Source organism: Arthrobacter sp. MDB1-55, from assembly GCF_059092925.1.
Window position 1 is genome coordinate 199,867 of record NZ_JBNHID010000002.1, and the last position, 25,394, is coordinate 225,260.

Annotated in this window: 22 protein-coding genes; 9 read left to right on the forward strand and 13 right to left on the reverse strand. The window is 63.9% G+C overall.

All coding sequences use genetic code 11. The features are described 5' to 3' along the window. Window positions 1-15: 15 nt before the first annotated feature. From mmsB to AC5RU3_RS08120, 5 genes are all read right to left on the reverse strand, one after another. Window positions 16-1,254, reverse strand: coding sequence for a multiple monosaccharide ABC transporter permease (mmsB, locus tag AC5RU3_RS08100; protein ID WP_493965250.1), 1,239 nt, complete (start codon window positions 1,252-1,254; stop codon window positions 16-18). Between the two features lie 4 nt (window positions 1,255-1,258). Beyond that, a complete protein-coding gene (gene mmsA, locus AC5RU3_RS08105) occupies window positions 1,259-2,788 on the reverse strand; it encodes a multiple monosaccharide ABC transporter ATP-binding protein (RefSeq protein ID WP_493965251.1) in 1,530 nt (509 codons plus the stop codon). A gap of 77 nt (window positions 2,789-2,865) precedes the next feature. Then, the gene (gene chvE / locus AC5RU3_RS08110; RefSeq protein WP_493965252.1) at window positions 2,866-3,984 is read right to left on the reverse strand and encodes a multiple monosaccharide ABC transporter substrate-binding protein; all 1,119 of its coding nucleotides are present in this window, start codon (window positions 3,982-3,984) and stop codon (window positions 2,866-2,868) included. Between the two features lie 167 nt (window positions 3,985-4,151). Then, a complete protein-coding gene (gene araA / locus AC5RU3_RS08115) occupies window positions 4,152-5,666 on the reverse strand; it encodes an L-arabinose isomerase (protein WP_309071554.1) in 1,515 nt (504 codons plus the stop codon). Further along, on the reverse strand, window positions 5,663-6,394 hold the full coding sequence (locus tag AC5RU3_RS08120; protein ID WP_309071555.1) for an L-ribulose-5-phosphate 4-epimerase: 732 nt from the start codon (window positions 6,392-6,394) through the stop codon (window positions 5,663-5,665). The genes araA and AC5RU3_RS08120 overlap by 4 nt, the downstream gene beginning before the upstream one ends. 287 nt (window positions 6,395-6,681) lie before the next feature. On the opposite strand from AC5RU3_RS08120, the gene AC5RU3_RS08125 reads away from it, so the two are divergent. Further along, window positions 6,682-8,307, forward strand: coding sequence for a xylulokinase (locus tag AC5RU3_RS08125; protein WP_493965253.1), 1,626 nt, complete (start codon window positions 6,682-6,684; stop codon window positions 8,305-8,307). 37 nt (window positions 8,308-8,344) lie between these two features. On the opposite strand, the gene AC5RU3_RS08130 is transcribed toward AC5RU3_RS08125, so the two are convergent. Further along, window positions 8,345-9,400, reverse strand: coding sequence for a LacI family DNA-binding transcriptional regulator (locus tag AC5RU3_RS08130; protein ID WP_493965254.1), 1,056 nt, complete (start codon window positions 9,398-9,400; stop codon window positions 8,345-8,347). A 578-nt stretch (window positions 9,401-9,978) separates the two neighbouring features. Then, window positions 9,979-10,638 (reverse strand): cyclodeaminase/cyclohydrolase family protein, encoded by a 660-nt coding sequence (locus AC5RU3_RS08135; RefSeq protein ID WP_309071558.1) that lies wholly within the window; start codon window positions 10,636-10,638, stop codon window positions 9,979-9,981. A 75-nt stretch (window positions 10,639-10,713) separates the two neighbouring features. On the opposite strand from AC5RU3_RS08135, the gene AC5RU3_RS08140 reads away from it, so the two are divergent. After that, on the forward strand, window positions 10,714-11,115 hold the full coding sequence (locus tag AC5RU3_RS08140) for a hypothetical protein (protein WP_309071559.1): 402 nt from the start codon (window positions 10,714-10,716) through the stop codon (window positions 11,113-11,115). 30 nt (window positions 11,116-11,145) lie between these two features. Beyond that, window positions 11,146-11,502, forward strand: a complete 357-nt coding sequence (locus AC5RU3_RS08145) for a VOC family protein (RefSeq protein WP_309071560.1) — start codon at window positions 11,146-11,148, stop codon at window positions 11,500-11,502. 42 nt (window positions 11,503-11,544) lie between these two features. Here the strand turns inward: AC5RU3_RS08145 and AC5RU3_RS08150 are convergent, their stop codons facing one another. From AC5RU3_RS08150 to AC5RU3_RS08175, 6 genes are all read right to left on the reverse strand, one after another. Further along, window positions 11,545-12,501, reverse strand: coding sequence for an AEC family transporter (locus AC5RU3_RS08150; RefSeq protein WP_493965255.1), 957 nt, complete (start codon window positions 12,499-12,501; stop codon window positions 11,545-11,547). 69 nt (window positions 12,502-12,570) lie between these two features. Further along, window positions 12,571-13,899: an enolase C-terminal domain-like protein gene (locus AC5RU3_RS08155; protein ID WP_493965256.1), complete on the reverse strand. Its 1,329-nt coding sequence runs from the start codon at window positions 13,897-13,899 to the stop codon at window positions 12,571-12,573. After that, window positions 13,896-15,545 (reverse strand): aldehyde dehydrogenase (NADP(+)), encoded by a 1,650-nt coding sequence (locus tag AC5RU3_RS08160; RefSeq protein WP_493965257.1) that lies wholly within the window; start codon window positions 15,543-15,545, stop codon window positions 13,896-13,898. The genes AC5RU3_RS08155 and AC5RU3_RS08160 overlap by 4 nt, the downstream gene beginning before the upstream one ends. 34 nt (window positions 15,546-15,579) lie before the next feature. Next, entirely contained in the window at window positions 15,580-16,527 is a 948-nt protein-coding gene (gene kdgD / locus AC5RU3_RS08165) for a 5-dehydro-4-deoxyglucarate dehydratase (protein ID WP_309071564.1), read from the reverse strand. A gap of 141 nt (window positions 16,528-16,668) precedes the next feature. After that, the gene (locus AC5RU3_RS08170) at window positions 16,669-17,553 is read right to left on the reverse strand and encodes a LysR family transcriptional regulator (protein ID WP_309071565.1); all 885 of its coding nucleotides are present in this window, start codon (window positions 17,551-17,553) and stop codon (window positions 16,669-16,671) included. Between the two features lie 111 nt (window positions 17,554-17,664). Further along, window positions 17,665-18,648: a 2-hydroxyacid dehydrogenase gene (locus tag AC5RU3_RS08175; protein WP_493965258.1), complete on the reverse strand. Its 984-nt coding sequence runs from the start codon at window positions 18,646-18,648 to the stop codon at window positions 17,665-17,667. A gap of 255 nt (window positions 18,649-18,903) precedes the next feature. On the opposite strand from AC5RU3_RS08175, the gene AC5RU3_RS08180 reads away from it, so the two are divergent. From AC5RU3_RS08180 to AC5RU3_RS08205, 6 genes are read left to right on the forward strand one after another with little or no spacing between them, the layout of a single operon-like run. Then, window positions 18,904-20,499: an ABC transporter substrate-binding protein gene (locus AC5RU3_RS08180; RefSeq protein ID WP_309124260.1), complete on the forward strand. Its 1,596-nt coding sequence runs from the start codon at window positions 18,904-18,906 to the stop codon at window positions 20,497-20,499. A gap of 35 nt (window positions 20,500-20,534) precedes the next feature. Then, window positions 20,535-21,533 (forward strand): ABC transporter permease, encoded by a 999-nt coding sequence (locus AC5RU3_RS08185; RefSeq protein WP_309071568.1) that lies wholly within the window; start codon window positions 20,535-20,537, stop codon window positions 21,531-21,533. A 9-nt stretch (window positions 21,534-21,542) separates the two neighbouring features. Then, window positions 21,543-22,529 carry an ABC transporter permease gene (locus AC5RU3_RS08190; protein WP_309124259.1) on the forward strand — a complete coding sequence of 329 codons (987 nt, stop codon included), beginning with the start codon at window positions 21,543-21,545 and terminating at the stop codon, window positions 22,527-22,529. 2 nt (window positions 22,530-22,531) lie between these two features. Further along, on the forward strand, window positions 22,532-23,575 hold the full coding sequence (locus tag AC5RU3_RS08195) for an ABC transporter ATP-binding protein (protein ID WP_493965259.1): 1,044 nt from the start codon (window positions 22,532-22,534) through the stop codon (window positions 23,573-23,575). Continuing rightward, a complete protein-coding gene (locus tag AC5RU3_RS08200) occupies window positions 23,572-24,669 on the forward strand; it encodes an ABC transporter ATP-binding protein (RefSeq protein WP_493965260.1) in 1,098 nt (365 codons plus the stop codon). The genes AC5RU3_RS08195 and AC5RU3_RS08200 overlap by 4 nt, the downstream gene beginning before the upstream one ends. Then, on the forward strand, window positions 24,666-25,388 hold the full coding sequence (locus AC5RU3_RS08205; RefSeq protein WP_493965261.1) for a sulfite exporter TauE/SafE family protein: 723 nt from the start codon (window positions 24,666-24,668) through the stop codon (window positions 25,386-25,388). Before AC5RU3_RS08200 ends, AC5RU3_RS08205 begins: the two co-directional genes overlap by 4 nt. The last annotated feature ends 6 nt before the right edge of the window (window positions 25,389-25,394 follow it).

The following is a 25,394-nucleotide window of genomic DNA, read 5'->3' on the forward strand; positions in this document are numbered from 1 at the left end:
CTGGTTGGGACGGGGCTACTTCAGCGCGTTGGATGCTTTGCGCTTGTTGAAGACGTCGAAGGCGACGGCGAGCAGGAGCACCATTCCCTTGATGAACTGCTGGTAGTCGGTGCCGACACCCATCAGGGACATACCGTTGTTCAGCACGCCCATGATCAGGCCACCGGTGATGGCCCCGACGACGGTGCCGACTCCACCGGTAACCGCAGCACCGCCGATGAACGCTGCCGCGATGGCGTCGAGTTCGAACAGGTTGCCTGCACCAGGCCCGGCCGAGTTCAGGCGTCCGGTGAAGACCAGTCCGGCGAGGGCCGCGAGCACACCCATGTTCACGAAGAGCATGAAGTCGATGCGCTTGGTGTTCACGCCTGAGAGCTGGGCTGCCTGCAGGTTACCGCCGCGGGCGTAGATGTGGCGGCCGAAGACGGCCCGGTTCATCACCAGGCTGTAGACCACCACGAGGATGCCCAGCAGAACCAGGACGATCGGGGTACCGCTGCGCGAGCTGGCAAGCAGGTAGGTCAGGCCGAGAATGACGATGACGCCGAAGGCCAGCTTGGTCATGAACCAGCCGATAGGCTCTGTTTCAAGGTTGAGCTTGGCGCGGGTTTGCCGTCCGCGGAGCTGGCTGATGACCAACAGTGCAGCCGCGATGATCCCGAGGCCCACCGTGGTCCAGTCCAGGATGTTGGTCTCGGCCGGGAACAGACCCGGGAAGAGGAAGCCTCCGCCGAGCTGGCGGTACTCCGTGGGGAAACCGCTGATGCGCTGGTTCTCAAGCGTGATCTGGGTCAGGCCACGGAAGATGAGCATGCCGGCGAGCGTCACGATGAACGCCGGTATACCGACGTACGCCACCCAGAAGCCCTGCCAGGCACCGACGAGACCGCCGATCAGCAGGGACACGAGAATGGCTGCCCACCACGGGAAACTCCAGTCCTGGATCATCACACCGGACATCGCGCCGACGAAAGCCGCAACCGATCCGACAGACAGGTCGATATGCCCGGCGATGATGATCATCACCATGCCGATGGCCAGGAGCAGGATGTAGCTGTTCTGCACGATGATGTTCGAGACATTGTCCGGCTGCAGCAGTGCACCCCGGGTGAGGACCTGGAACAGTCCCACGATGACTAACAGTGCTACGAAGATACCGATCTGCCGCAGCCTGCTGGTGAAGAAAGCGAACCCGCCCGCGACGGTCGGAGGCGGTGCCTTCGTCAGTTCGGCGTCCTTGACGGTGGTTGCCATGGAATTAGTCCTTTTCCTTGGTCATGTGTTGCATGAGGTATTCGGGGGTAGCGTCGGCGATGGGAACTTCCGCAGTAATGACGCCTTCGGCGAGCGTGTAGATGCGGTCGCAGATGCCGAGCAGTTCGGGAAGCTCGGAGGAGATCACAATGATTGCTTTACCCTCGGCGGCGAGCCGGTTAATGATCGTGTAAATCTCGTACTTGGCTCCGACATCGATTCCGCGGGTGGGCTCGTCAAGGATGAGAACGTCCGGGTCGGCGAACATCCACTTCGAGAGCACAACCTTCTGCTGGTTGCCTCCGGAGAGTTTGCCCGTCACCGCAGCCACCGAGGGGGCCTTGATGTTCATAGACTTGCGGTAGTCGTTCGCCACGATCGTTTCGCGGGACCCATCGACCCAGCCCCGGGTGGCCAGCTTGTTCAGTGCTGCCCCGGAGATGTTCCGCTTGATGTCGTCCAGCAGGTTCAGGCCGTAGCGTTTCCTGTCCTCGGTCGCATAAGCGATGCCATGCTTGATGGCATCCCCCACCGTCTTGGCCTGGATCTGCTTGCCGTTCTTGTACAGCGAGCCGCTGATGTTCGAGCCGTAACTCTGGCCGAAGACGCTCATGGCCAGCTCGGTACGCCCGGCCCCCATGAGGCCGGCGATACCCACGATCTCACCGGCACGTACCGACAGATGTGCCTTGTCGATCACCACGCGGGAGTGCTCCTGCGGATGGTGGACGGTCCAGTCCTCGACGCGGAAGATCTCGTCGCCGATGGAGGGGGTGCGTTCGGGATAACGGTGTTCCATGTCGCGGCCCACCATGCCCTTGATGATGCGTTCCTCGGTCACCGACCCGTCGTGCAAACTCAGGGTTTCAATAGTGCGGCCATCGCGGATGATGGTCACGGAATCGGCGATCGCCCGGATCTCGTTGAGCTTGTGGCTGATGATGATGCAGGAGATCCCCTGTTGGCGGAGGTCGCTCACCAGACCCAGCAGGTGCGCCGAATCCTCATCGTTCAGGGCCGCCGTCGGCTCATCGAGGATGAGCAGCTTGACGTCCTTGGAGAGAGCCTTGGCGATCTCCACGAGCTGCTGCTTGCCGACACCGATTTCCCCGGCCCGGACTGTCGGATTGAGGTTCAGTCCGACCCGGCGCAGCAGCTGCGCGCCCATGGTGTTGGTTTCATTCCAGTCCACCAGCCCGTTCTTCGCGCGCTCGTTGCCGAGGAAAATGTTCTCGGCAACGGACAGGAAAGGCGAGAGCGCCAGCTCCTGGTGGATGATCACCACGCCGTGCTGCTCGCTGTCCTTAATGTCCTTGAACTCGACGGTCTTGCCCTCGAGGACAATGTCGCCGTCATAAGTGCCGTGGGGGTACACGCCGGAGAGTACTTTCATCAGCGTGGACTTACCCGCGCCGTTCTCTCCGCAGATTGCGTGGACTTCACCACGGGCCACTTCGAGACTGACTTCCTGAAGCGCCTTGACGCCAGGGAATGTCTTGGTGATGCCGCGCATCTCGAGGATATGTTCTGCCATGATGCTTCCTTACATCGTGCGGGAAACTGCTGTGGCCGGCGGCGGAGGCCACCGGCCACAGCATCGGAGGGAAGGTCCTACTGGACTTCTTCGGCGGTGTAGTAGCCGCTGTCGATGAGGACTTCCTCGTAGTTGTCCACGGTCACGATCTGCGACTCGAGCAGGAAGGAAGGCACAATCTTCTCGCCGTTGTCATAGGTCTCGGTGTCGTTGACCTCAGGCTCTTCACCCTTCATGAGTGCGTCAACCATCATGACTGCCCGCTCGCCGAGTTCGCGAACGTCCTTGAAGATGGTCGAGTACTGCTCACCGGCCACGATGGACTGTACAGAACCAACCTCGGCGTCCTGGCCGGTGACCACGGGAAGGTCATCCGCCGAGTACCCGCCGGAAGTCAGCGCCGAGATGATGCCGATGGAGAGGCCGTCGTACGGAGACAGCACGCCCTCGAGGGTCTCTCCGCCGCCGACGGTCAGGAGGTCTTCCATGCGGTCCTGGGCGGTGTCGGGGAGCCAGCGGAGGATTGCTGCCTGCTCGAAGTCCGTCTGGCCGCTCGGTACGCGCAGGACGCCGCTGTCCAGGTACGGCTGCAGCGTCTCCATTGCGCCGTCCCAGAAGAACGTGGCGTTGTTGTCGTCGGGGCTGCCCGCGAACAGCTCGACGTCGAACGGGCCTTCCTCGCCGGTTTCCTCACCGTTCTCGTCCAGCACGCCGAGGCCGATCAGCAGCGACGTTGCCTGCTGCACGCCCACCTCGAAGTTGTCGAAGGTGGTGTAGTAGTCGACAGTTTCCGAGCCGTTGATGAGACGGTCGTACGCGATGACCGGGATGTCCTGGCTTTCGGCGGTATCCAGCACGCTGGTCAGCGTGGTTCCGTCGATGGAAGCGATCACGAGCGCCTTGGCGCCGCCGTTAATCATGTTCTCGATCTGCGACACCTGGGTGGGAATGTCGTCATTGGCGAACTGCAGGTCGACCTCGTAGCCCAGTTCCTCGAGCTTGGTCTTGATGTTCTCGCCGTCGGCGATCCAGCGTTCAGACTGCTGGGTCGGCATGGCAACGCCGATCCGTGCACCCTCGTTGGATCCTTCCTCGGCGGCTTCGCCACCACCGCCGCGGCTGCCGCCGCCGCAGGCCGAGAGGGATAGCGCCAAGGCACTGGCCGCAGCCACTCCCATAAGCATGTTCTTCTTCATGTTGTTCCTTCCCTTGCCGGGCACCGGTGCCCGGAAGATCCTTGCATCCACGGGGACGGACGGTCCCCGCAGTACTGAATGGCTATGTGAGCGGTCACAGCTAGCGCAACAATAGGCCGTCACGGCTGCGCTGGGAATGACCGATCACGATCGTTATCCTGCTGTTACTAGAGCTTCTGAGCTAGGCGGTAGTACGCAGCGTTCCACCGCAGCTCGCGCTGGAACTCACGCAGCGTCGTCGTGCTGTCGATGCGCAGCAGTTCAGTGCCGGCGATTTCTGCGAAGTCCTCGAAGACATCGAGCCCGACGGCAGTGCTCATCACAGTGTGATGAGCAGCTCCCGCGCTCAACCATGCCGCCGCGGATGTTGCCAGGTCCGGCTGGGGCTTCCAGACGGCACGGGCCACCGGCAGGTTCGGCAGGGGCGCATCGGGCAGGACAACCTCGACGGCGTTGGCCGTGAGACGGAAGCGGTCGCGCATGTCGGACATGGCGACGACGACAGCGTCCCCGGGGTCCGTGTCGAACACCAGCCGTACGGGGTCTTCCTTGCCGCCGATCCCCAGAGGGTGAACCTCAAGGGTGGGCTTCGAGGTGGTCAGGGTGGGACAGATCTCCAGCATGTGGGCGCCGAGGATCTTCTCCTCCCCAGGCACCAGATGGTAGGTGTAGTCCTCCATCAACGATGCGCCGCCGGGAAGACCCGCGCCCATCACCTTGGCCGCGCGGACCAGCACCGCAGTCTTCCAGTCACCCTCTGCACCGAAGCCGTAACCGGCGGCCATGAGGCGCTGGACCGCGAGTCCCGGGAGTTGGCGCAGGCCGCCGAGGTCTTCGAACGTCGTCGTGAAGGCTCCGAACGAGCCGCCCTCGAGGAACGACTTCAGCGCCAGTTCCTGCCGCGCCCCGTACCGGAGGGATTCGTGACGGTCGCCTCCGCGCCGGAGTTCGGGCACGACGTCGTAGGCCGCCTCATACTCCTCCACCAACGCGTCGATGTCGGAGTCCTGCTGCGCCTCGACGACGTCGACCAGCTCATTGACGCCCCACGTGTTGATGGAGGTCCCGAAGCGCAGTTCCGCCTCAGTCTTGTCGCCCTCGGTGACGGCGACGTTGCGCATGTTGTCACCGAAACGGGCGACCTTGAGCTCGTGCACGGCAGCCCAGCCCGCCGCAGCACGGGACCAGGTAGCGATCTGCGCGGTCACGGCCGGGTTGGAGACGTGTCCGACGACGGTCTTCCGCGCCACGGAGAGCCGTGTCTGGATGTAACCGAACTCGCGGTCGCCGTGGGCGGCCTGGTTCAGGTTCATAAAGTCGAAATCGATGTCGGCCCAGGGCAGTTCGACGTTGATCTGCGTGTGCAGGTGCAGCAGGGGCTTGCGCAGGGTGTCGAGCCCGGCGATCCACATCTTGGCGGGGCTGAAGGTGTGCATCCACGCAATGACGCCGATGGTGTTGTCACTGGCGTTCGCCTCAAGCGCCATCCGCCGGATGGACCCCGAGTCTTTCAGCGTGGGCTTCCACACGACCTTGACCGGGACATCGGAGTCCTCGATCATTTTCACGATCTGCTGGGACTGGTCGGCGACCTGGCGGAGTGTCTCGTCGCCGTAGAGGTCCTGGCTGCCGGTCAGGAACCAGATCTCGTATTCATCGAGGGAGGTCTTCAGGGTGGTCACAGTGCGGCTCCGGTTCCTGCGGGCGTCGACTGCCCGTAAACGTTCTGATAGCGGTCAAAAAGGGATTCGATGTGGCGCTGTTCGATGGGCAGCGGGTCTCCCAACTGGCGGGAGATGTGAATGGTCCGGGCGACATCCTCGAGCATTACGGCTGCCTTGACGGCGTCACGGGCATCCTTGCCGATGGTGAACGGTCCGTGGTTCTGCATCAGGACCGCCCGGGAGCGGTGGCCGGTGAGAGTCTCGACGATTCCCCGGCCGATCGAGTCATCTCCGATGATCGCGAAGGGGCCCACCGGGATTTCCCCACCGAACTCATCGGCCATGGCCGTGATGACGCATGGGATGGACTCGCCGCGGGCGGCCCACGCGGTGGCATAGGTGGAGTGGGTGTGCACCACTCCGCCTACCCGCGGCATGTTGCGGTAGACGTAGGCATGCGCTGCGGTGTCGCTGGAGGGTGACCGCTCGGAGCCCGGCGATCCCGCGATGACGTTGCCTTCAAGATCGCAGAGGATCTGGTTCTCCGGTGTCAGCTCGTCGTAGTCGACGCCGCTGGGCTTGATGACGAAGAGGTCCATTCCCGGCACGCGCCCGGAGACGTTGCCGCCGGTCCACACAACGAGGTTGTACCGGACCAGTTCGGCGTGCAGCTTGGCCACATCCCGCCGAACGGCGTTGATGGCGTCCAGTTCACGATCAGTGAAGGACTCAGTGGTGCTAGTCATGCGTTCGACCATCGCTTTCGGGTAGGCGGTCCGGTGGAGTTCCTTGGGTACCGCTTCGCGTCTTTGTCGCCACGACGGAAGCTGCCAACCTTCCCAGCACCCTGCATTGGGAACTACCCGATGTGACCGTTCACACTATATGCTGGACCCAGCGTTTGGTGTCAAGCAACCCAGGATCAGACAGTCGGTACCGTTGCGGTTGGTCCTGAACCGATAGGCCCCCACCCAGTTGGTTTCCTGCAGGCATGCGTCTGAGCATGCGTGTTCAATCGAAGGAGATTCTGTTCATGACTGACCCCAAGGACGTAATTGCCGCGGGCCGTGCCTGCCTCGGAATCGAGCTCGGATCGACACGCATCAAGGCGTGCCTGGTCGGCGAGGATCCTTCGACTGTTCTGGCTGTAGGCAGCCACGACTGGGAAAACAAGCTGGTCGACCGCCTCTGGACCTACTCCCTGGAAGACGTGTGGACGGGTATACAGGCGGCCTACGCGGACCTGCTCGCCGACGTCGAACGCCGTTACGGCACACGGCTGGAGAACCTGGGCGCCATCGGCGTCTCGGCAATGATGCACGGCTATCTGGCCTTCGACGATGCGGACAAACTCCTCGTCCCCTTCCGCACCTGGCGCAACACCAACACCGGACCGGCCGCAGCCGAACTCACCAAACTCTTCGGGGTCAACATTCCCCTGCGGTGGTCTATCGCACACCTGCATCAGGCAGTGCTGGACGGTGAACCGCACGTGTCGCAGATTCGCTCCATCACGACTCTCGCCGGCTATGTGCACCGCGAGTTGACCGGGCGGAAGGTTCTTGGCGTGGGCGATGCCTCCGGAATGTTCCCCATCGACTCCCGCACCAACACCTACGACGCCGAACTGCTGGCGCGCTATGACAGCCTGGCACCCCAAACAGCCCCCGGTCTGACCCTTTCCGAACTCCTTCCCGACGTACTGGTGGCAGGACAGCCTGCAGGCGAGCTCACAGCTGAAGGAGCCGCACTTCTGGACCCCACGGGCACCCTCCAGCCCGGTGCACTGCTCTGCCCGCCGGAGGGTGACGCCGGTACCGGAATGGTGGCAACCTGCTCGGTTGCTCCCCGCACCGGGAACGTCAGCGCCGGCACAAGCATCTTCGCGATGGTGGTACTCGAACGTCCACTCCAGCAGGTGCACCACGAACTGGATCTGGTAACAACTCCTTCCGGCGATCCGGTGGCCATGGTGCACTGCAACAACGGTGCCAGCGAGCTCGCCGCATGGGTGGGACTCTTCTCCCGCTTCGCGGCGGCTTCCGGTGCGGTGTCCGCGTCCGGGGCTGCCCTGGAGCCGGATGATGTCTTCAATACACTCTTCCGTGAAGCGCTCGACGGCGCTCCGAACGCCGGCGGCCTGCTCGCCTACAATCACCTCGCCGGGGAGCCGATTGCTGAACTCTCTGAGGGCCGGCCGTTGTTCCTACGCACCCCTGACAGCGATTTCACCCTTGGCAATTTCATGCGCGCCCAGCTCTATGGAGTCTTCGGCACCCTCGCCCTGGGCATGCGCGTCCTGGCGGGTGAAGGCGTCGAGCTGGATCAGATGTTTGCACACGGAGGCATGTTCCGCACGGCAGGCGTGGCGCAGCGCTTCCTCTCCGGCGCTCTCGCCGCACCCGTCTCCGTCGCGGCGACCGCGTCCGAAGGAGGGCCCTGGGGCATCGCGGTACTGGCTTCGTACGCCTCGGCCAACGCCGCCGGCAACGAGCTCGACCTGGACGCCTACCTGCGCAAGCACGTATTCGGCGGCGCGGAATTCGAAACAACTGAGCCTGACCCGGCCGACGTCGACGGCTTCGCCACCTACCTCGACCGCTACCACCGAGGCCTTCAGGTCGAACGCGCCGCAATCAGCGCCCTGCCCGTGGAATGAACGCGGACCAGCATCACGGTGGCCGTCTTGAGGCGTTCTACCGGGGTGCGGCCGCTGACCTGCGGACGATGAGTTCGGGCACCACCGTCCGGGAGGGATCCTGGACCGGAACCCCTAACTGGGTGAGAAGGTGCGCGACGCAGCGTCGTCCCAGCTCGGCGAAATCCTGGCGGACGGTGGTGAGGGGCGGCGCATAGTGCGCTGCATCGGGCACGTCATCGAATCCAACCACGCTCACATCCTCGGGGACGCGGAAACCGCTGTCACGGCAGGCGTGGATGAGCCCGAGCGCCATCTGGTCGTTGGAGGAGAAGACGGCTGTCGGCGGGTTCTTGGCGAGGAGGTCCTCACCGATCCGGAAGCCGCTGTCTGACGTCCAGTCCCCCGCGACGATCCGCGATGCATCGAGGCCCCAGTTCGCCATCTCAATACGGAATCCACGGATTCTTTCCTTTGATTCGACCCAGCCTTCAGGGCCCGCGATGTGAGCGACCCTGCGGTGCCCGAGTTCCAGCAGGTGCCGGGTGGCAAGCCGCGCCCCGGCCACCTGGTCCACGGAAAGCCCGTGGTCGTCGGCGGGCGAGGTCGAATGCACGGTCACCATCGGTAGCCGGACCGGCAGGTGAGCCAGCTGACGCAGCGTGGCCTCCTGCGGCGCGAGGACGATCAGCCCTTCGACCGCATGATCGACCAGGCGCTCCAAGGCCTCCTTGAAGGCGTTCTCGTTGAGAGAGGTCAGCGTCGCGGTATCGATGAGGTAACCAGCACTGGCAGCGGCGGACTCGATCGCCGCCTGGGTCGACGCCGGACCGAAGTAGGCACCGTTCGTCACCAGCACACCGATCATGCCGGAACGGCTGGTCACCAGCGAGCGGGCGGCCCGGTTGGGCCGGAACTGCAGAGCCTCCATGGCGTCCAGCACACGCTGCCGGGTACCCTCCCGCAGACTGGGATGCCCGTTGATGACGCGGGAAACCGTCTGATGAGAGACACCCGCTGCCTTCGCGACGTCCCGAATGTTCGCCGAGCGGGCGCCCACGGCGGGCTTCGGGTGTGGAGATGACGACGGCGTCGACTCCTTGTTAACGGTCACACCCGAAACGGTACTGGATGAGTCAAGTGAACCGCACCTGAGTGCCGGTATATGAAGAAAAGCGCCTACTCTGCCGATTCAACGAAATGCGGAATGGTGCACTGCCGGAAAGAAAAGACGCTCTCATGCGCTGCCCAGTCATAAAAGGAGGCACATTTCCTAAATTCGTCCGAAAATGAACACATGGGGAAGCACTATCAATTAGGAGTGTTCCATCTCCGGGCAGCAGTTTCCGGATTACCCGGGCGGCGGGTGGCTGAGGCCAGAATCCGGCGCGCCCGCCGGCAGGGACGCCAAACATGTCCGTGTCAGGCGCTCCCACGCCGACCTCTAAGGAACCGGGCGAGCAGGGACAGCGCTGGGGCCGGACATGTTCGGCTTCCGGTCACCGCTGGTTCTTGCGGAGCTTCACGAACAGCAGCTCGCTGGACTCAGCCTTCGCCTTCTTCTGGGCTCTTTTCTCAAGCCAGACCATACCGACTTTATGTATTCAATCCAGTCCTGGCGGAATCACGCTCTTGTTCCCGAATTGTCGGGTAATTGCAGAAAGATAGAAATGGGTTATGCCCGAGGATTGCTTACAGCGAGTCCGTGGGCGCAGCCCGGTCATCGACTGCGGCCATGGACTTGTCGATTCGCTCAATGGCCGAATCGAGCCTCGCGACGGTGTCCCAGAGGCCGGTGTGCTGGTCTCGGACTTCCTCCAGCGTGAGACCGGACGACCGCAGGGTCGCCAGGTCGAAACTGACGTTCGTGCGGGCTCCGGTCACGGCTGCGCGAAGGGCGCCGAAAGCTACGACGACGTCGGCGATCAAGGCGCGGTTGCCCTCATTGGCGAGCCAGACCAGGTCGTCGATGGCGGTGATGGCACGATCACCGAGCGTCGCCGAGGACCGCGCTGCACCGAGTGACGCCTCGCGAATCGCCCGGTCACGTTCATCCCCAGGATCCAGCCGGAACGCCGCCCCGAAGGCGCGGGAGGCGGCGGCGTCGTCGTCGGCCAGTTGCAGAGCCCGCTGCCTGAGGTCCTGGGCGCGGGTGCGCAACTCCGTGAGGTGGTGCTCCTGATCGGTCTCGGCGTCGGTGTAGCCGGCCACCATGGACGTCAGCGAGGCGGCGATCGCGAGCATCACGCCCGCGCCTGCCCCACCGCCGGGTGAGCCGATGGATTCCGCGAGGGCACGGGTCCATTCCTCGACGGTGGACTTCTGCGTTGTGATCTCATCCGAATCAGCCATGGAGCAAGTCTGTCCTACGCGCGCGTGTCCGGGAAACGCTGGTTCACTGTCGGAGCCGGGTTCTATGCTGGCGCCATGCTCACGCAGAACCCGAGAATCGTTGCTTCGTGGGTGGCGGGGACCGCCATCCGCCACGCCACCCATAGACCGTTCGACCTCACTGCAGCAGTGGAGGAAGTGAAACGTATCGAGGGCGTCACCCCTGCGATTCTCGCGGAGGTCGCAGGCTTCTACCTGGGGTCCATTGAGGGCAAGCCCAGCAGCAGTTGGTCACACCCCCTGGCAGCCCAAATCTGTTTTGAGGCCGGAGCCGATCTCGCCCTCGTACCTGGAGCGATCGAGCGTGCGCGGGCACGGTCGAAGGTCGGCTGGTCCGGGATCACGCTGCCGGATGAGTCGGTGAGGCGCCGTGCAGAGTCAACGCCGTCTCCCCCGTCAACGCCGGCAGGAAGAAAAAGCTCCGGATCCGGACGCTAATTGTCCGCGACGGGTCGTACGGTGTGGAGCATGGCTATTGCACGGTTTCCCACCACTGTCATCGATTGTCCCGATCCCATCGCCCTCGCACGGTTCTATGGAGCCCTCCTCGACTGGAAGGTGAAGGAGGAGCCCGACTGGGTAGAAATCCAGGCGGAGTACGGCCAGTGCATCTGCTTCCAGAAGGTGGAGGACTATTCTCCGCCGGAATGGCCCGGGCAGCGCTCACCGCAACAGATGCATCTGGACGTGATCGTCGACGATCTCGACACCGGCGAGGCCGCTGTGCTCGAACTGGGTGCAACCAGGCACGAGCACCAGCCCGGCACAACCTTCCGGGTGTTTCTCGATCCGGCAGGGCATCCGTTCTGCCTCTGTTCGGGCTGACCCATCGAAAGCCCGTATCCCCCTCTGGCGGCCGGCGTCGGCTCAACCCAGCAGTAACGCCACCAGAAGGGATGCGGGCAGGGCCAGCAGCGAACTCACCAGAATGATGTCGCGAACCAGCGTCACCTTTAGGCCGAACTGGGCAGAGAACAAAAACACGTTTTGCGCTGTGGGCAAGGCCGCCATTGCCACCACACCGAGCAGCGCGGTCCCCTCGATCCGGAAGAGGTAGTAGGCAACCAACCATGCGATCACCGGCATCAGTGCCAGCTTCACCACACTGCCCAGCACGACGTCGGCGCGCACGCTCCGCTGCGCCAGCGGCTTCTGCCCGCGAAGGCTCATCCCGAAGACCACGAGCAGCAACGGGATGGATGCCTGGCCGAGCATTTCCAGGGGTGTCCAGATGATGGGCGGCAACGTCAGTGAGGTGGCCGCGAACAGCGCTCCTGCAGCAGTACCGGTGGTCACCGGATTAGCTACCGATCGCAGCACGGTCCGTCCCAGCGTCGGTGTCACGCCGTCGCGACCGGGGGCCGTCGTCGTACTCTTTCTGCCGCACCAGGCGAAGATGGTGAGAAAAACCGGGGCGATGACCAGCAGTTGCGCCAGCAACACTGAAACCACCGGGGCTGAGCTACCCACCGCGTAGAGCGCGATCGGGATGCCGATGTTGCCTGCGTTGACGTAACAGGACGCCATGGCGCCGACTGCAGTCTGTGCGGCCTGTCGTTTAAGCGCGAACCGGCTCAGCAACGCATAGATCGCGCTGGTTATGGCGGCCACAACCAGCGCGATCGGCGTATAGACGCTGAGCACTTCGCTGAGTTCAGTCTCGGCAAGCAGGATGAACATCAGCACCGGGTTGGTGATGTAGTAGATCACCGGGGTGAGTCCCTGCTGCATCGCGGCAGTCCGGGTAGGGAGGAGGATCGAGGCGACAATACCGACGCCGATCAGCAACAGCACAATGCCGAAGCCGAAAAGAACCCCCTCCACATACCCTCCTGACGCTACGAACTCACAACAATCCCCCTATTCGGAAGGACGAGGCCTTCAACGGATCCTCTAACGGACCAGGCAAGGCCGCTTCGGATCGAAGGTCCACTCCGGAATGAGGTACTGCATCGACGTAGCGTCGTCGCGCGCACCCAGACCGTGCTCAAGGTAGAGCGCGTGCGCCTCGTCGAGGCGGGTACGGTCCAACTCGATGCCGAGGCCCGGAGCGTCCGGGACGCGGATCTCCCCGTTCCGGATCTGCAACGGATCCTTGGTGAGCCCCTGGCCGTCCTGCCAGATCCAGTGCGTGTCCAGTGCCGTGATCTCGCCCGGAGCTGCCGCACCCACGTGGGTGAACATTGCCAACGAGATGTCGAAGTGATTGTTCGAGTGAGATCCCCAGGTGAGGCCGAACTCGTGGCACAGCTGCGCGACGCGAACCGAACCCGCCATGGTCCAGAAATGCGGGTCGGCCAGCGGGATATCGACGGCGTTGGTGCGCACCGCATGGGCCATCTCGCGCCAGTCCGTTGCAATCATGTTGGTTGCCGTCTGCAGCCCGGTGGCACGACGGAACTCGGCGACCACCTCGCGGCCGGAGAACTTGCCCTCCGCACCGCAGGGGTCCTCAGCGTAGGCAACAACACCCTGCATCCGCTTCCCGAGCCGGATGGCGTCCTCAAGCAGCCAACCGCCGTTCGGGTCGAGGGTGATGCGGGCTTCCGGGAAACGCTCCTTGAGCGCTGTGACTGCGTCCACCTCGAGGTCGCCGGCCTGGACGCCGCCCTTGAGCTTGAAGTCGGAAAACCCGTAGCGCGCCTGCGCAGCCTCGGCGAGACGAACCACAGCCTCCGGGGTCATGGCCTCCTCACGGCGGACGCGCTCCCAGTCGTCGGAGCCTTCCAGTTCCCGCAGGTATGGAAGGTCCGTCAGGTCCGGGTTGCCCACATAGAACAGGTAGCCCAGCATCGGCACGGCCATGCGCTGCTGCCCGTCACCGAGCAGCTCGGCCACAGGAACACCGAGGAACTGGCCGTGCAGGTCCAGCAGTGCCGACTCGATCGCGGTGACGGCGTGCACTGTGGTGCGCAGGTCGAAGGTCTGCAACCCGCGACCACCGGCGTCGCGGTCGGCGAACCGTGCCGCGACCTCACGCAGGAGGCTGCGGAACTGAGCCACCGGCTTACCCACGAGATACTGGCCGGCTTCGTCGATGGTGGAGCGGATGGCCTCGCCGCCGGGCACCTCGCCCAAACCGGTACGTCCGTCGGAATCAGTGAGGATCGCAATGTTACGGGTGAAGAAGGGACCGTGCGCTCCTGAAAGATTCAGCAGCATCGAGTCGTGGCCGGCGACCGGGACAACTTCGACGCCGGCGACAGTCGGCTGTGTGGTCACGCGTCCTCCCCCGTCGCCTTCACGGTGCCCTCTGCTTCACTGCCCGCTGTCGCCAGTTCAATAGCGCCGTCGATCCGGCGGTTGAGCTTCCAGGGATTCGCCTCCTGCAGAGGAGCAGGCAGCAGCGCATCCGGGATGTTCTGGTAGGCAACAGGGCGCAGGAAGCGCTCGATTGCCAGCGTGCCGACCGAGGTAGTCCGGGTGTCGGAGGTCGCGGGGAATGGACCGCCGTGAACCATTGCGTGACCAACCTCGACGCCGGTGGGCCACCCGTTCACGAGAATACGGCCCACCTTCCGCTCCAGCACAGGAAGGACGCCGGCTGCGGTTTCGTGATCAGCCTCAGTGAGGTGCAGTGTGGCCGTCAGCTGGCCCTCCAAGCGCTTGGCCGCAGCCACGAGCTCTTCCGTGGAGGAGTAACGCACTACGAGCGACGCAGCACCGAAGATCTCCTCGTGCAGCACGGGGTTGTTCAGGAAGGTCTCCGCCTGGGTACCGAACACAGCCGGCGCGGGAGCGTTCTCGGTGCTGCCCTTTGTGCCCTGTGCAACCAGCTCGACGCCCTCCTGGGAGCCGAGAGCCTCCACACCGGCGTTCCAGGAATCGGCGATTCCGCGGGTCAGCATGGTCTGTCCTGCGGAGGGCGCCAGCGCGGAATTCACTGCGGCGAGGAAGCTGTCACCGGCGTCGCCCGTCGGCAAGAAGACCAGGCCGGGCGAGGTGCACAGCTGGCCGCTGGAACCCGTCACGGATGCGATGTAAGCCTTCGCCAGTTCATCGAGGTCTGATGACCGGAGCGCACCTTCGAAGAAGATGACCGGGTTGATCGAGCTCATTTCCGCGTAGACGGGAATGGGCTCGGGACGGGCTGCGGCAGTGGCCATGAGCGCCGTTCCTGCTCCCCGGGATCCAGTGAAACCAACAGCCTTGATGGCCGGGTCGGCGACCAGAGCCTGACCGATGCTCGAACCGGGACCGTAGATCAACGAGAACACGCCCGGGTGAAGTCCGGCGTCCTGCACGGCCTCGGTGATTGCACGACCCACGATCTCGCTGGTTCCGGGGTGCGCGTTGTGGGCTTTGAAGACGACGGGGCAGCCCGCGGCCAGGGCCGAAGCAGTGTCACCGCCGGCGGTGGAGAAGGCAAGCGGGAAGTTGCTCGCACCGAAAACGCCGACGGGGCCGAGGGGGACCTTGCGCTGACGGATGTCGGCACGCGGCATCGGAGTGCGTTCGGGGATCGCCGGATCGATGCGAACACCACGGTGATCGCCCTGACGAACCACTGCAGCGAAGAGGCGCAGCTGGCCGGTGGTACGGGCGAGCTCCCCGCGCAGGCGGGGCTCGGGCAACCCGGTCTCAAGCATCGCGCGGTCGACGATCTCGTCACCGGCAGCTTCGATCCGCTGGGCAATCCCTTCGAGGAAGGCTCCGTGCGTTTCCGGTTCGAGGGTACGGAAGGAATCGAAGGCTCCCTCGGCAGCGGCTGTGGCGGCCTTGAGCTGGGAGGAATCGATCAGGGAGTAGGCGGGCTCCAAAGTTTCATTGGTCGCCGGGTTGAACCCGTTGACGGTTCCCCCGTTCCCGGACAATGTCTCCCCGGCGATGATGGAGTGGCCCTGAAGGGTGGCGTGCTGTGTAGGCATGAGTGCTCCTTGCGGATCGATAACCGTCGTGTTTTCAGGCGTTGGAAAGTGCTGCAGAGGCGGGTCGGATACCCGCAGCGTCGATAAGGGCGCCGAGATCTGCGAGATCTGCCTCGGTCAGGTCCTGCAGCGGCGGGCGCACACCACCGGACGAGCGACCGATCACGGTGAGCCCTCCCTTGACGATGGAGACGCCATAACCGCGTACGCGGTCACGAATGTCCAGGTACGGGAGCACAAAACGCTGCAGCTTCTCGGTCACTGCTGCGTGGTCCTGTCGGCGGACGTCACCGTAGAACTCGAGGGCGAACTCGGGTACGAAGTTGTACAACGCCGACGAGTAGGTGCTCATTCCGAGCTGAAGCAGCGGAAGGGCAAAGGTCTCAGCGGTCGGCAGGCCGCCCAGGTAGAACAGTCGGTCGCCGTTCTTGGCGTACACCTTGGTCAGGTGCTCAATGTCGCCGATGGCGTCCTTGAAGCCGATGAAGTTCGGGTGCCGCTCGGCGAGCCGTGCAACGGTGTCCGCCGAGTAGATGGCATTGGCGCGGTTGTAGACGATCACGCCAATGTTCGTTGCGGCGCATACGGCGCTGACATGTGCGAGGAGACCGTCCTGATCGCATTCGGTCAGGTAGGGAGGAAGGAGCAGAAGGCCCTCGGCCCCGGCGGCCTCAGCATCCTGAGCGTTCTGTACAGCGTTCGCGGTGGAGCCACCGGCCGAGGCAAGGACGGGGACCTTGGCGCCGACTTCATCGACGGCGACCCGGATGACCTGCGCGGCTTCTGCCGGAGTCAGGCTGAAGCCCTCGCCTGTGCCACCGGCAGCGAACAGGCCGGCGACGTCGAAGCTGGTCTGCCACGACAGATGCTTGCGGTAGGTCTCTTCGTCGAAGGCCAGCTCCGGCGTGAACGCGGTCACCGGGAAGGACAGCAATCCGTCCTTGAGCTTCTGGGCAAGTTCTTGTGGTGCGTACTGGGCCACGGTGCATCTTCCTTAGGGCAGTCCGCCGCGGGGCGGGATGGGGTGCTCGAATGGTGGGTGTACTTCCAGAGTAGAAAGCCAATCGATGCGTGTCTAAGCCCACTTTTGTATGGATTGATGCTCGAAAGCTATCACCAGCATCTACTGCCCTTTCATCTGGATAATCTCGAGCAGCCTCACGAGGGCGGGGTTACGTATCTCCCTACTCCAGATGGCATAGAGTTCGACGGCGTCCGGCTCGATGTCCGCCAGCCGCAGGTAGGACACGCCGGCGATCCCGAGCATTCTGGCCGACTCCGGCACGAACGCAACTCCCCTGCCCGCGGCAACAAGAGCCACCATGGTCACGATCTGACTCACCGTGTGGACAACGTTCCCATGCTCAACGGGTACGTTCCGCACGACGAGATCGTAGAAGTAACTGGCCTTGGTGGGTGAGTGCATGATCAGCGGGGCGCCCTTGAGGTCTGCCACTCTCAGCGAACGATTGAATCTGTCCAGGGGATGGCCCACAGGCACAGCGAGCTGAAGATCCTCGGTGAACAGCAGGTGGGATTGGAAGATGTCCTCATCGAACGCGGGCCGCGCAAGACCGAGGTCGAGGTCGCCGTCGATGATGGCTGCCACCTGCTCACCTGTGACGAGTTCCTGCAGCTCAACGTCGACGTCCGGTAGTCCCTCGGCAATCTCGGACAGCAGGGAACCCAGAATGCTGAATCCGGAAGCCGCAGTGAAGCCGACCCGAAGCTGGCCGGACATCCCCGATGCAATGCGTTGGGCAGTTTTGGGTGCACGCTCTGCGGCGACGACGATCTTACGGGCCTCGGCCAGGAAGGCGCGGCCCGCGGCTGTGAGGGAAACCTTTCGGTTGTCCCGCTCCAGAAGTTCGACGCCGACGCTCCGTTCCAGCTTCTGGATCTGCCGGCTCAGTGGAGGCTGGGTCATGTTCAGACGCTCCGCTGCCCGCCCGAAGTGCAGTTCCTCGGATACCGCGATGAAGCTACGAGCTTGATCCAGGGTGAACATTGATGCCTCGCAGGTATGACCGAGCCGTTCAGGCTATGACGTGCAACATCGTATCGCTGTGGGTACAGCTCCCCGGGCCGCATACCTGTGGACGGTTATTCCGGACGAGGGCTAGATGGGCGTGACCAGCGTTGAGTCCTGCAGGTAGCTGCGCAGGTTCTGAAGCGTCAGTTCAGCCATGGCCGCACGTGTCTCGCGGGTACCGCTTCCCACATGCGGCAGCAGGACGACATTTTCGAGTTGCCTCAGTTCGGCAGGAACATGCGGTTCGGACTCGAACACATCCAATCCCGCTCCTGCCAGGCGACCTTCGGAAAGCGCGGAGACCAGCGCCCGCTCATCGACAACGGTTCCGCGGGCGATATTGATCAGGAAACCACCCTGTCCCAGCTCAGCCAGGACCTCGGCGTCCACGAGGCCTACGGAGTCTGGTCCGCCCGCCGCAGCGATCACCAGAACCTCTACCGCCCCGGCCAGCTCGCTGGGCGACGGATGGTACGTGTAGTCCAGTCCCTCGACAGGTCGCCGGTTGTGGTAGTGGATTTCGCAGCCGAAGGCTTCGAGTCGCGCCGCGATTGCCTTGCCGATACGACCCAGTCCGAGAATGCCGACCTTCTTGCCGGAGGCTCTCGTCGTCAGTGGGTAGGACGAGCCGGACTCCCAACCGCCGCCTCGCACGAAGCGGTCGGCGGCGCTCGTCTGTCGCAACACGTCCAAGTAGAGGGCCAGGGCGGTGTCTGCCACGCATTCGGTCAGTACGTCCGGAGTATTACTGATGGAGATGCCGCGTTCCTTGGCTTGGGCGACGTCGGTGGCGTCGTAGCCCACGCCGAAGTTCACCACCACTTCGAGGTTCGGAAGTCTGCGCATGAGGTCCGAGTCCACACCATAGCGGCCGGAGCACACTGCAATGCGGATTCCCTCGGCGTAGTCGGCCAGAAAGGCGCCGCGCTGGGGACCATCCGGCAGGCGCAACGCACCAAACTCCTCGGCGAGCGCCGAGGCAACGGTCGGGTTTACTGGCCCTACCTGCAGGATGTGCTCGCCGTTGGCTGCGGGGGGATGCTCAGACTGCTCGGCTGTGTCGGTGGTCATGCAGTGACAGTAGGGAAACCGTTCATTCCGGTCCAACACGCAATTTGGATGGATCGATACCTCTGAGGCATGGATCCCTATTTCCCGCGTACTGGTGCGGTTCTGCGGTCCTGCACCGTCCATTTCCCTTCGTGGAGGGCCTCTTCACATAGGTATCACTGCTTGACGGCCCGTGATGCCAATCACATGCTGAGTCTGCCGGCTACGTTCGAGCACTCGCTCCGGTATTCATCACTCGCTCCTGCGGAGGAAACAATGACGTTTGAACCCACCTTCGGGTCCACTGACAAGACAGGCTCAACCAGGCGCCGTCTGGCCCTCGCCCTGACATCTGCAACAGTAGGCAGCACCATGCTGCTGAGCGGATGTGCGGTGGCCAACTCCGACAACGCCGAAGGAGACGCCAATGCAGCCTCGGATACCCTGCGGGTCGTCCTACAGCAGGAGCCGCCCACACTGGAGCCCTGCGAATCGAACCTGACGAGCACCGGCGTCGTCGATCGCTCCACCATCACCGAGCCCCTGGTGGAACGCAACCCCAGCTCCGGTGAGCTCGAGCCGAAGCTGGCCACCGAGTGGAGCTCGGAAGATGACACCACCTGGACTTTCAAGCTGCGGGAAGGCGTGACCTTCCACGACGGCAGCGACTTCACCGCCGAGGACGCTGCGCACACCATCGAACGCGCCGTTAACTCAGAGCTCGGCTGCAACGTCGAGGGTTACGTGTTCGGTGATGACGACCTCACCGTCGAGGTTGTCGACGACACCACGCTGACGGTCACCACCGCCGGCGCCGACCCCATCCTGCCCCTGCGAATCTCCTTCCTGGAGGTCGTTCCGAGTGAGACCTCGGATACCGAGAAGGTCCGCGAGCCGATCGGCACCGGCCCATACAAGCTGGACGAGTGGCAGGCCGGCCAGAAGATCACAGTGTCGGCGTATGACGGCTACTGGGGTGAGAAGCCCGCCTTCCCCAAGGCTGAGTACCAGTGGCGTGACGAGGGCACGGTCCGCGCGGCGATGATCACATCCGGCGAGGCGGATATCGCCATGGGCCTCGCCCCCGAGGACCAGATCGGCGACCTCGGCGTCCCCTACCCCAACAACGAAACAGTCGCGCTGCGCATGCACACCGACAAGCCGCCCTTTGACGACATCCGGGTCCGTCAGGCTGTCAACTACGCAATCGACAAGGAAGGCATCGTGGCAAGCCTGTACGCAGGCAGGGAGAAGGTTGCAGCACAGCTAGTGCCCGAAGGCATCGTTGGCCACAACACCGGGCTTGAGGGCTGGCCGTTCGATCTGGAACAGGCGAAGTCCCTGGTCGAGGAAGCGAAGGCCGACGGCGTCGACACCAGTGCACCGATCAGCCTGATCGTCCGCAACGCACAGTTCCCGAAGATCGAGGAACTCGGCCAGGTGCTCCAGGAGCAGCTGACCCAGGCCGGGCTCAATGTCGAGTTGAAGCTGCTGGAAACCAGCCAGCACCTGCAGTACCAGGTCCGTCCGTTCGTCGAGGACGAAGGCGCCATCCTGCACATGACCCAGCACGGCAACCAGGCCGGTGACGCCGCCTTCACCGTGGGCCAGTACATGGAGACCGACGGCGCGCAAAGCGCATTCGGCACCCCTGAGTTGGACGCCATGATCGAAGAGGCGAACGCCGCTACCGGCGAAGAACGCCAGAGTGCCTTCGAGGAAATCTTCGCCTACCAGAACGAAGAGATCGTCCAGTTCGCGCACATCATGCATCAGACCGGCATGATCGGGAAGGCTGAGAACATCAACTACGAGCCGAATTCGTCCACCGGTGACGAGCTTCGACTGGCCGAGATCAAGCCGGCTCAGTAGCGCCCAATCCGGAGAGTGGAATAGGAGAGGGAGCCATGCTGACCTATCTCAGGAAACGAATCGTTTCCAGTGCACTGCCGCTGGTGGTCGTCGTCATCGGAGTCTTCGCCCTGGCGAGAATGACCGGTAACCCGGCGAGCCTGTACCTGCCGCTGAATGCAACCGAGCAGATGCGGGAGGACTTCGCTACCCGAAACGGCCTCGACCAACCGCTGTGGGCCCAGATGGTCGATTACTTCGGCGGAGTCCTGCAACTGGACTTCGGCACCTCCCTCCGGACGGGAGAGTCCGCGGCCGCCATGGCGCTGCGGGCTTTCCCGGCCACTCTCCAACTGGCCTTGACCACAATGATCCTGGCCATCGTCCTGGCCGTCATTGTCGGCAGCTGGGCAGCGCTCAAGCCGAACGGCATAGCGGACCGTATCGCCAGCTTCGTGTCTATGGCCGCGGCGTCGATCCCGGACTTCTGGTTGGCGATCGTCGGCATCTGGATCTTCGCAATCACCCTCGGTTGGTTGCCCACCTCCGGCGTCGGCAGTTCGGCGTCCTGGATACTGCCGATAGCCACGCTGATGATGCGCCCCTTCGGAGCGCTCGTTCAGGTAGTCCGCGGCGCGATGGTCTCCGCCCTGTCCGAGCCCTACATCAAACTGGCCCGCAGCAAGGGAGCGTCGCAGAAGAGGGTGATCACGCGGCATGCCCTGCGCAACGCGGCCGCCCCGGCCTTGACTGTGGCCGGTGACCTGACGGTCGGCCTGATCAACGGCGCCGTCGTCGTCGAAACCATTTTCGGCTGGCCCGGAATCGGAAAGCTGATGATCGACTCGATCCTGCAGCGCGACTTTGCGGTCCTGCAGGCTGCGGTCCTGCTGACCGCGATCGCTATCTTCGTGCTGAACATCCTGATCGATCTGGCCTATGCGCTGCTTGACCCTCGAGTCCGCCCAGCGAGCGCGAGGTTCCGGCGGAAGAGAACACCCGAGAAGCCGGTCACCCCCGCTGATCCAACACCAACCGCGACCGCCCAGGCCTAGGAGAATCCGATGATCGATACTTCGCGCACCGAGCCCGGTCCCGACGGCGGCCGGCAGGCCAAGCGCAGGCCCACGGCCGCCAAGAACAACCACCCGAGCATGCTGCGCATGCTGCTGCGTGACAAATTCGCTTCCGTGGGTGCCGTCATCCTGTTGATCGTGCTGGCTACGGCAGTCTTCGGGCCGATGCTGATGGGGGAACTGGCTACCCGCCAGAACCTGTTGTTCGCCAACAAGGCTCCGTTCGTCCCGGCCAACGGTTGGGAGTACATCCTCGGCTCAGACTCGTTGGGACGTTCCGTTCTGGCCCGGCTGGTTGTCGCGACGAGGACCACCATGCTGGTCGCGATTCCCGCCGTGGCTGTCGCCCTGCTGATCGGTTCGCTGTGGGGTATCTGGGCGGGATATCACCGGGGCTGGCGGGAGAACGTCTCAATGCGCATTGCCGATGTGATCATGAGCTTCCCCTCGCTGCTGCTGGCCGTCGTCGTGCTCTATGTCTTCAACCCCTCCATCGCTAACATCGTCCTGATCCTGGCGCTGACCCGAATCCCGATCTACCTCAGGACCGCCCGGGCGGAATCGGCTGAGCTGCAGAGCCGAACCTTCGTCGACGCGGCACGGACCTTCGGCGCAAAGCCGAACGCGATCATCCGTCGCCACGTCATTCCGGTGGTCACTCCCACCCTGCTCACGCTGGCCACGCTCGAGTTCTGCTACGTGATGCTTGCCGAGTCGTCGTTGTCCTTCCTGGGCATCGGCATCCAACCGCCGGATGTCAGCTGGGGCCTGATGGTGGCCCAGGGCCGGCAGTACCTGCAGACGGCCTGGTGGCTGTCCATCTTCCCGGGCGTTGCCATCGTGATCACCGCGATCGCAGCCAACATGCTCGCCGCCTGGCTGCGCATCGCAACCGATCCGGGACAGCGCTGGCGGCTTGCACTGCCGGGACGTAGAAAATTCGTGACCCGCCTTGCTGCCAAGGAGTCCAAGTGACCATGACTGAAACTACACAAGCAGTCCCCCCATCCGAGAATTCCCATCCCGTAGTGCTGCGGGTGGAAGGACTCGACGTTGACATCCGCACCCCCTTCGGAACTGTGCGGGCCGTCAGTTCGGCCGGATTCGTTGCCCGGGCTGGACAGACCCTGGCACTGCTCGGTGAATCAGGCTGCGGCAAGTCGATGACCGCTAAGGCCATTGCCGGACTTTTGGACCCCGTGGCGCACGTCGCGGGAGGCTCCATGCAGTTGGAAGGCAAGGAACTTGCCGGCATGGGCGCAAAGCAGCGACGCAAGATCGCCGGTGCTGAGCTTGGCATTGTGTTCCAGGACGCTCTTACGGCATTGAACCCGGTCTACCCGGTGGGAGTGCAGATCGGTGAATCGTTCAGGATTCACCGCGGTCTCTCCGCCGCCGATGCGCGGAAGGAGGCTATCGCGCTGATGGAGCGGGTGGGCATCCCCCGGCCGGAGTCGCGAGTCGATTCTTACCCGCACCAGTTCTCGGGCGGCATGCGCCAGCGCATCCTCATTGCGACGGCGGTAGCGCTCAGTCCTCGCTTGCTCATCGCGGATGAGCCGACGACGGCGCTCGACGTCACCGTGCAGGCACAGATTATGGACCTGCTGCGCCGATTGCGCGAAGAAGAGGACATGGCAGTTGTGCTCATCACCCACGATCTGGCCGTGGTCGCCGAGGAAGCCGACACCGTCTGCGTCATGTACGCGGGCAACGTGGTGGAATCTGGTGCAGTGCAGGAAGTTTTCGCGAACCCTCGTCACCCATACACGAAGGGCTTGCTCGAGTCTGTTCCTACCGACGCGGAACGCGGTGCCACGCTCTCCTCGATCCCGGGAAGTCCGCCCGAACTGAAGAACATCCCACCGGGCTGCGTCTACCAGGATCGTTGCCCGCTGGCCCAGGAGATCTGCCGCGCCGAACGGCCCGCTCTTCGTGAAACCGGCCCCGGCCGCGCCGCAGCGTGCCATTTCTCGGAGCTCCTCGATTCCCGGATACCCCTACAGGAGATCAAGTCATGACCGCACAGCTTGAGCGGACACACGAACACGGCACCACTGCCCTTGAGGTCCGCGACGTCACCAAGATCTTCCACGTTCCCGGCAACGGTTCAGGCAGCAACGAGCTGAGGGCGCTGGACGGCATCAACCTCTCCGTCGGCCGCGGTGAAACGCTTGGTCTGGTGGGCGAGTCCGGCTGTGGGAAGTCCACCCTGGCGCGGACCCTGATGCTGCTCGAAAAGCCCGACGGCGGCACCGTGACTTTCGATGGCAAGGACCCGTTCAGCCTTCGAGGCAAAGAGCTGCTGGCCTGGCGCCGCCGGGTCCAGATGGTGTTCCAGGACCCCTTCGCATCACTGAATGCACGGATGACGGCCGGCGACATCATCGCTGAGCCGTGGGCCACGCACCGCGATCTGTTCCCCTCGCCGCGGGAACGTGAGGCTCGCTTGCATGAGCTGTTGGAACTCGTCGGCCTGCGGGTTTCCGATGCGAAGAAGTCTCCCCAGGAATTCTCCGGCGGGCAGCGTCAGCGGATCGGCATTGCCCGCGCGCTTGCCCTGAATCCTGAGCTGGTCATTCTGGACGAACCGGTATCGGCTTTGGACCTGTCGGTACAGGCGCAGGTCCTGAACCTGCTCAATGAGCTGCAGGACAAACTCGGTGTCAGCTATATCTTCATCTCCCACGATCTGTCAGTGGTACGCCACGTCACCGACCGGGTCGCTGTCATGTATCTGGGCAGGATCATCGAAACGGGCACTACCAGCGATGTCTTCGAACGACCGCTGCATCCGTACACCGCAGCGCTGATGTCGGCGTCGCCCAAGTTGAACCCCGCGGACCGTCCCGCCGAGCGGATCGTCCTCAGGGGAGAGCTACCGTCCCCGTTGGATCCGCCGTCGGGCTGCCGTTTCCGTACCCGCTGCTGGAAGGCACAGGACATCTGTGCCCGCGAGGCGCCGCCGGCACAGACTGCGGCGGATGCCGGGCGGGTGTCCCTTGGCCTGCCGCAGCGGCGGACAGGCACCGACGCCCTGCACGCTGTCGAGTGCCATTTTCCCCTTGCTGACACAGCCGAAGCTGGACTGACGCCTGCCCCGGCCGGTAAGTGAGTCCTGCGGATTATGTGATCCTGGCGGTGGCGGTCTGTGCCGCCACCGCCATCCAGGGATCCATCGGCTTCGGCGCCGGCCTGATCGCCGCTCCAGTCATTGCCCTCATTGCTCCGGATCTGCTGCCGGCGCTGGTAGTCCTCCTGGCGTGCCTGGTGACCCTGTTGGTGACCATCCGCGACCGGGCTTCGCTCGACCTTCGGGGCGCGGCGTGGGCGCTCGTCGGCAGGATTCCCGGAAGTGTTCTCGGGGCGTGGCTGGCCGTCGCCATGTCCACGGCCGCCCTGTCCTGGCTGGTTGCAGCCAGCGTCCTGATCGGCGTCGGGTCGGCCTACCTGGGCTGGCGCCCGGCTCCCACCCGCCCGGCTCTGATCACCGCAGGCGGCCTCTCCGGCATCATGGGCACTGCAACCGCGATCGGCGGAGCGCCGATGGCCATTGTCTGGCAGGGCCAGCCACCGGCCCGCCTGCGCGCAACCATGAGCGCCTTTTTCCTCGTCGGCTCGATTGTGTCGGTCCTTCTGCTCACTGCGGCCGGCGCCGTGACCACGACAACCCTGACTGCTTTCCTCTGGCTCGCACCGGTCGTGCTCCTGGGCTTTGCAGTTTCACGGCTACTCAACCGGTTTCTGGACGCCAGGCGGCTGCGGCGTGTAGCACTGGCGGCCGCTTCCGGCGGGGCCGTGCTTCTGATCGTCCGTCTCGCGGTCGGCGGCTGATCCTGG

Excerpts from the sequence above, each read along its gene's own strand:
- mmsA (WP_493965251.1), bottom strand. The coding sequence starts at position 2,788 with ATGGCAGAACATATCCTCGAGATGCGCGGCATCACCAAGACATTCCCT.
- chvE (WP_493965252.1), bottom strand. The coding sequence starts at position 3,984 with ATGAAGAAGAACATGCTTATGGGAGTGGCTGCGGCCAGTGCCTTGGCG.
- AC5RU3_RS08160 (WP_493965257.1), bottom strand. The coding sequence starts at position 15,545 with ATGCCTACACAGCACGCCACCCTTCAGGGCCACTCCATCATCGCCGGG.
- AC5RU3_RS08170 (WP_309071565.1), bottom strand. The coding sequence starts at position 17,553 with ATGTTCACCCTGGATCAAGCTCGTAGCTTCATCGCGGTATCCGAGGAA.
- AC5RU3_RS08140 (WP_309071559.1), top strand. The coding sequence starts at position 10,714 with ATGCTCACGCAGAACCCGAGAATCGTTGCTTCGTGGGTGGCGGGGACC.
- AC5RU3_RS08135 (WP_309071558.1), bottom strand. The coding sequence starts at position 10,638 with ATGGCTGATTCGGATGAGATCACAACGCAGAAGTCCACCGTCGAGGAA.
- mmsB (WP_493965250.1), bottom strand. The coding sequence starts at position 1,254 with ATGGCAACCACCGTCAAGGACGCCGAACTGACGAAGGCACCGCCTCCG.
- AC5RU3_RS08180 (WP_309124260.1), top strand. The coding sequence starts at position 18,904 with ATGACGTTTGAACCCACCTTCGGGTCCACTGACAAGACAGGCTCAACC.
- AC5RU3_RS08120 (WP_309071555.1), bottom strand. The coding sequence starts at position 6,394 with ATGACTAGCACCACTGAGTCCTTCACTGATCGTGAACTGGACGCCATC.
- AC5RU3_RS08200 (WP_493965260.1), top strand. The coding sequence starts at position 23,572 with ATGACCGCACAGCTTGAGCGGACACACGAACACGGCACCACTGCCCTT.
- AC5RU3_RS08195 (WP_493965259.1), top strand. The coding sequence starts at position 22,532 with ATGACTGAAACTACACAAGCAGTCCCCCCATCCGAGAATTCCCATCCC.
- AC5RU3_RS08175 (WP_493965258.1), bottom strand. The coding sequence starts at position 18,648 with ATGACCACCGACACAGCCGAGCAGTCTGAGCATCCCCCCGCAGCCAAC.
- AC5RU3_RS08145 (WP_309071560.1), top strand. The coding sequence starts at position 11,146 with ATGGCTATTGCACGGTTTCCCACCACTGTCATCGATTGTCCCGATCCC.
- AC5RU3_RS08185 (WP_309071568.1), top strand. The coding sequence starts at position 20,535 with ATGCTGACCTATCTCAGGAAACGAATCGTTTCCAGTGCACTGCCGCTG.
- AC5RU3_RS08125 (WP_493965253.1), top strand. The coding sequence starts at position 6,682 with ATGACTGACCCCAAGGACGTAATTGCCGCGGGCCGTGCCTGCCTCGGA.
- AC5RU3_RS08190 (WP_309124259.1), top strand. The coding sequence starts at position 21,543 with ATGATCGATACTTCGCGCACCGAGCCCGGTCCCGACGGCGGCCGGCAG.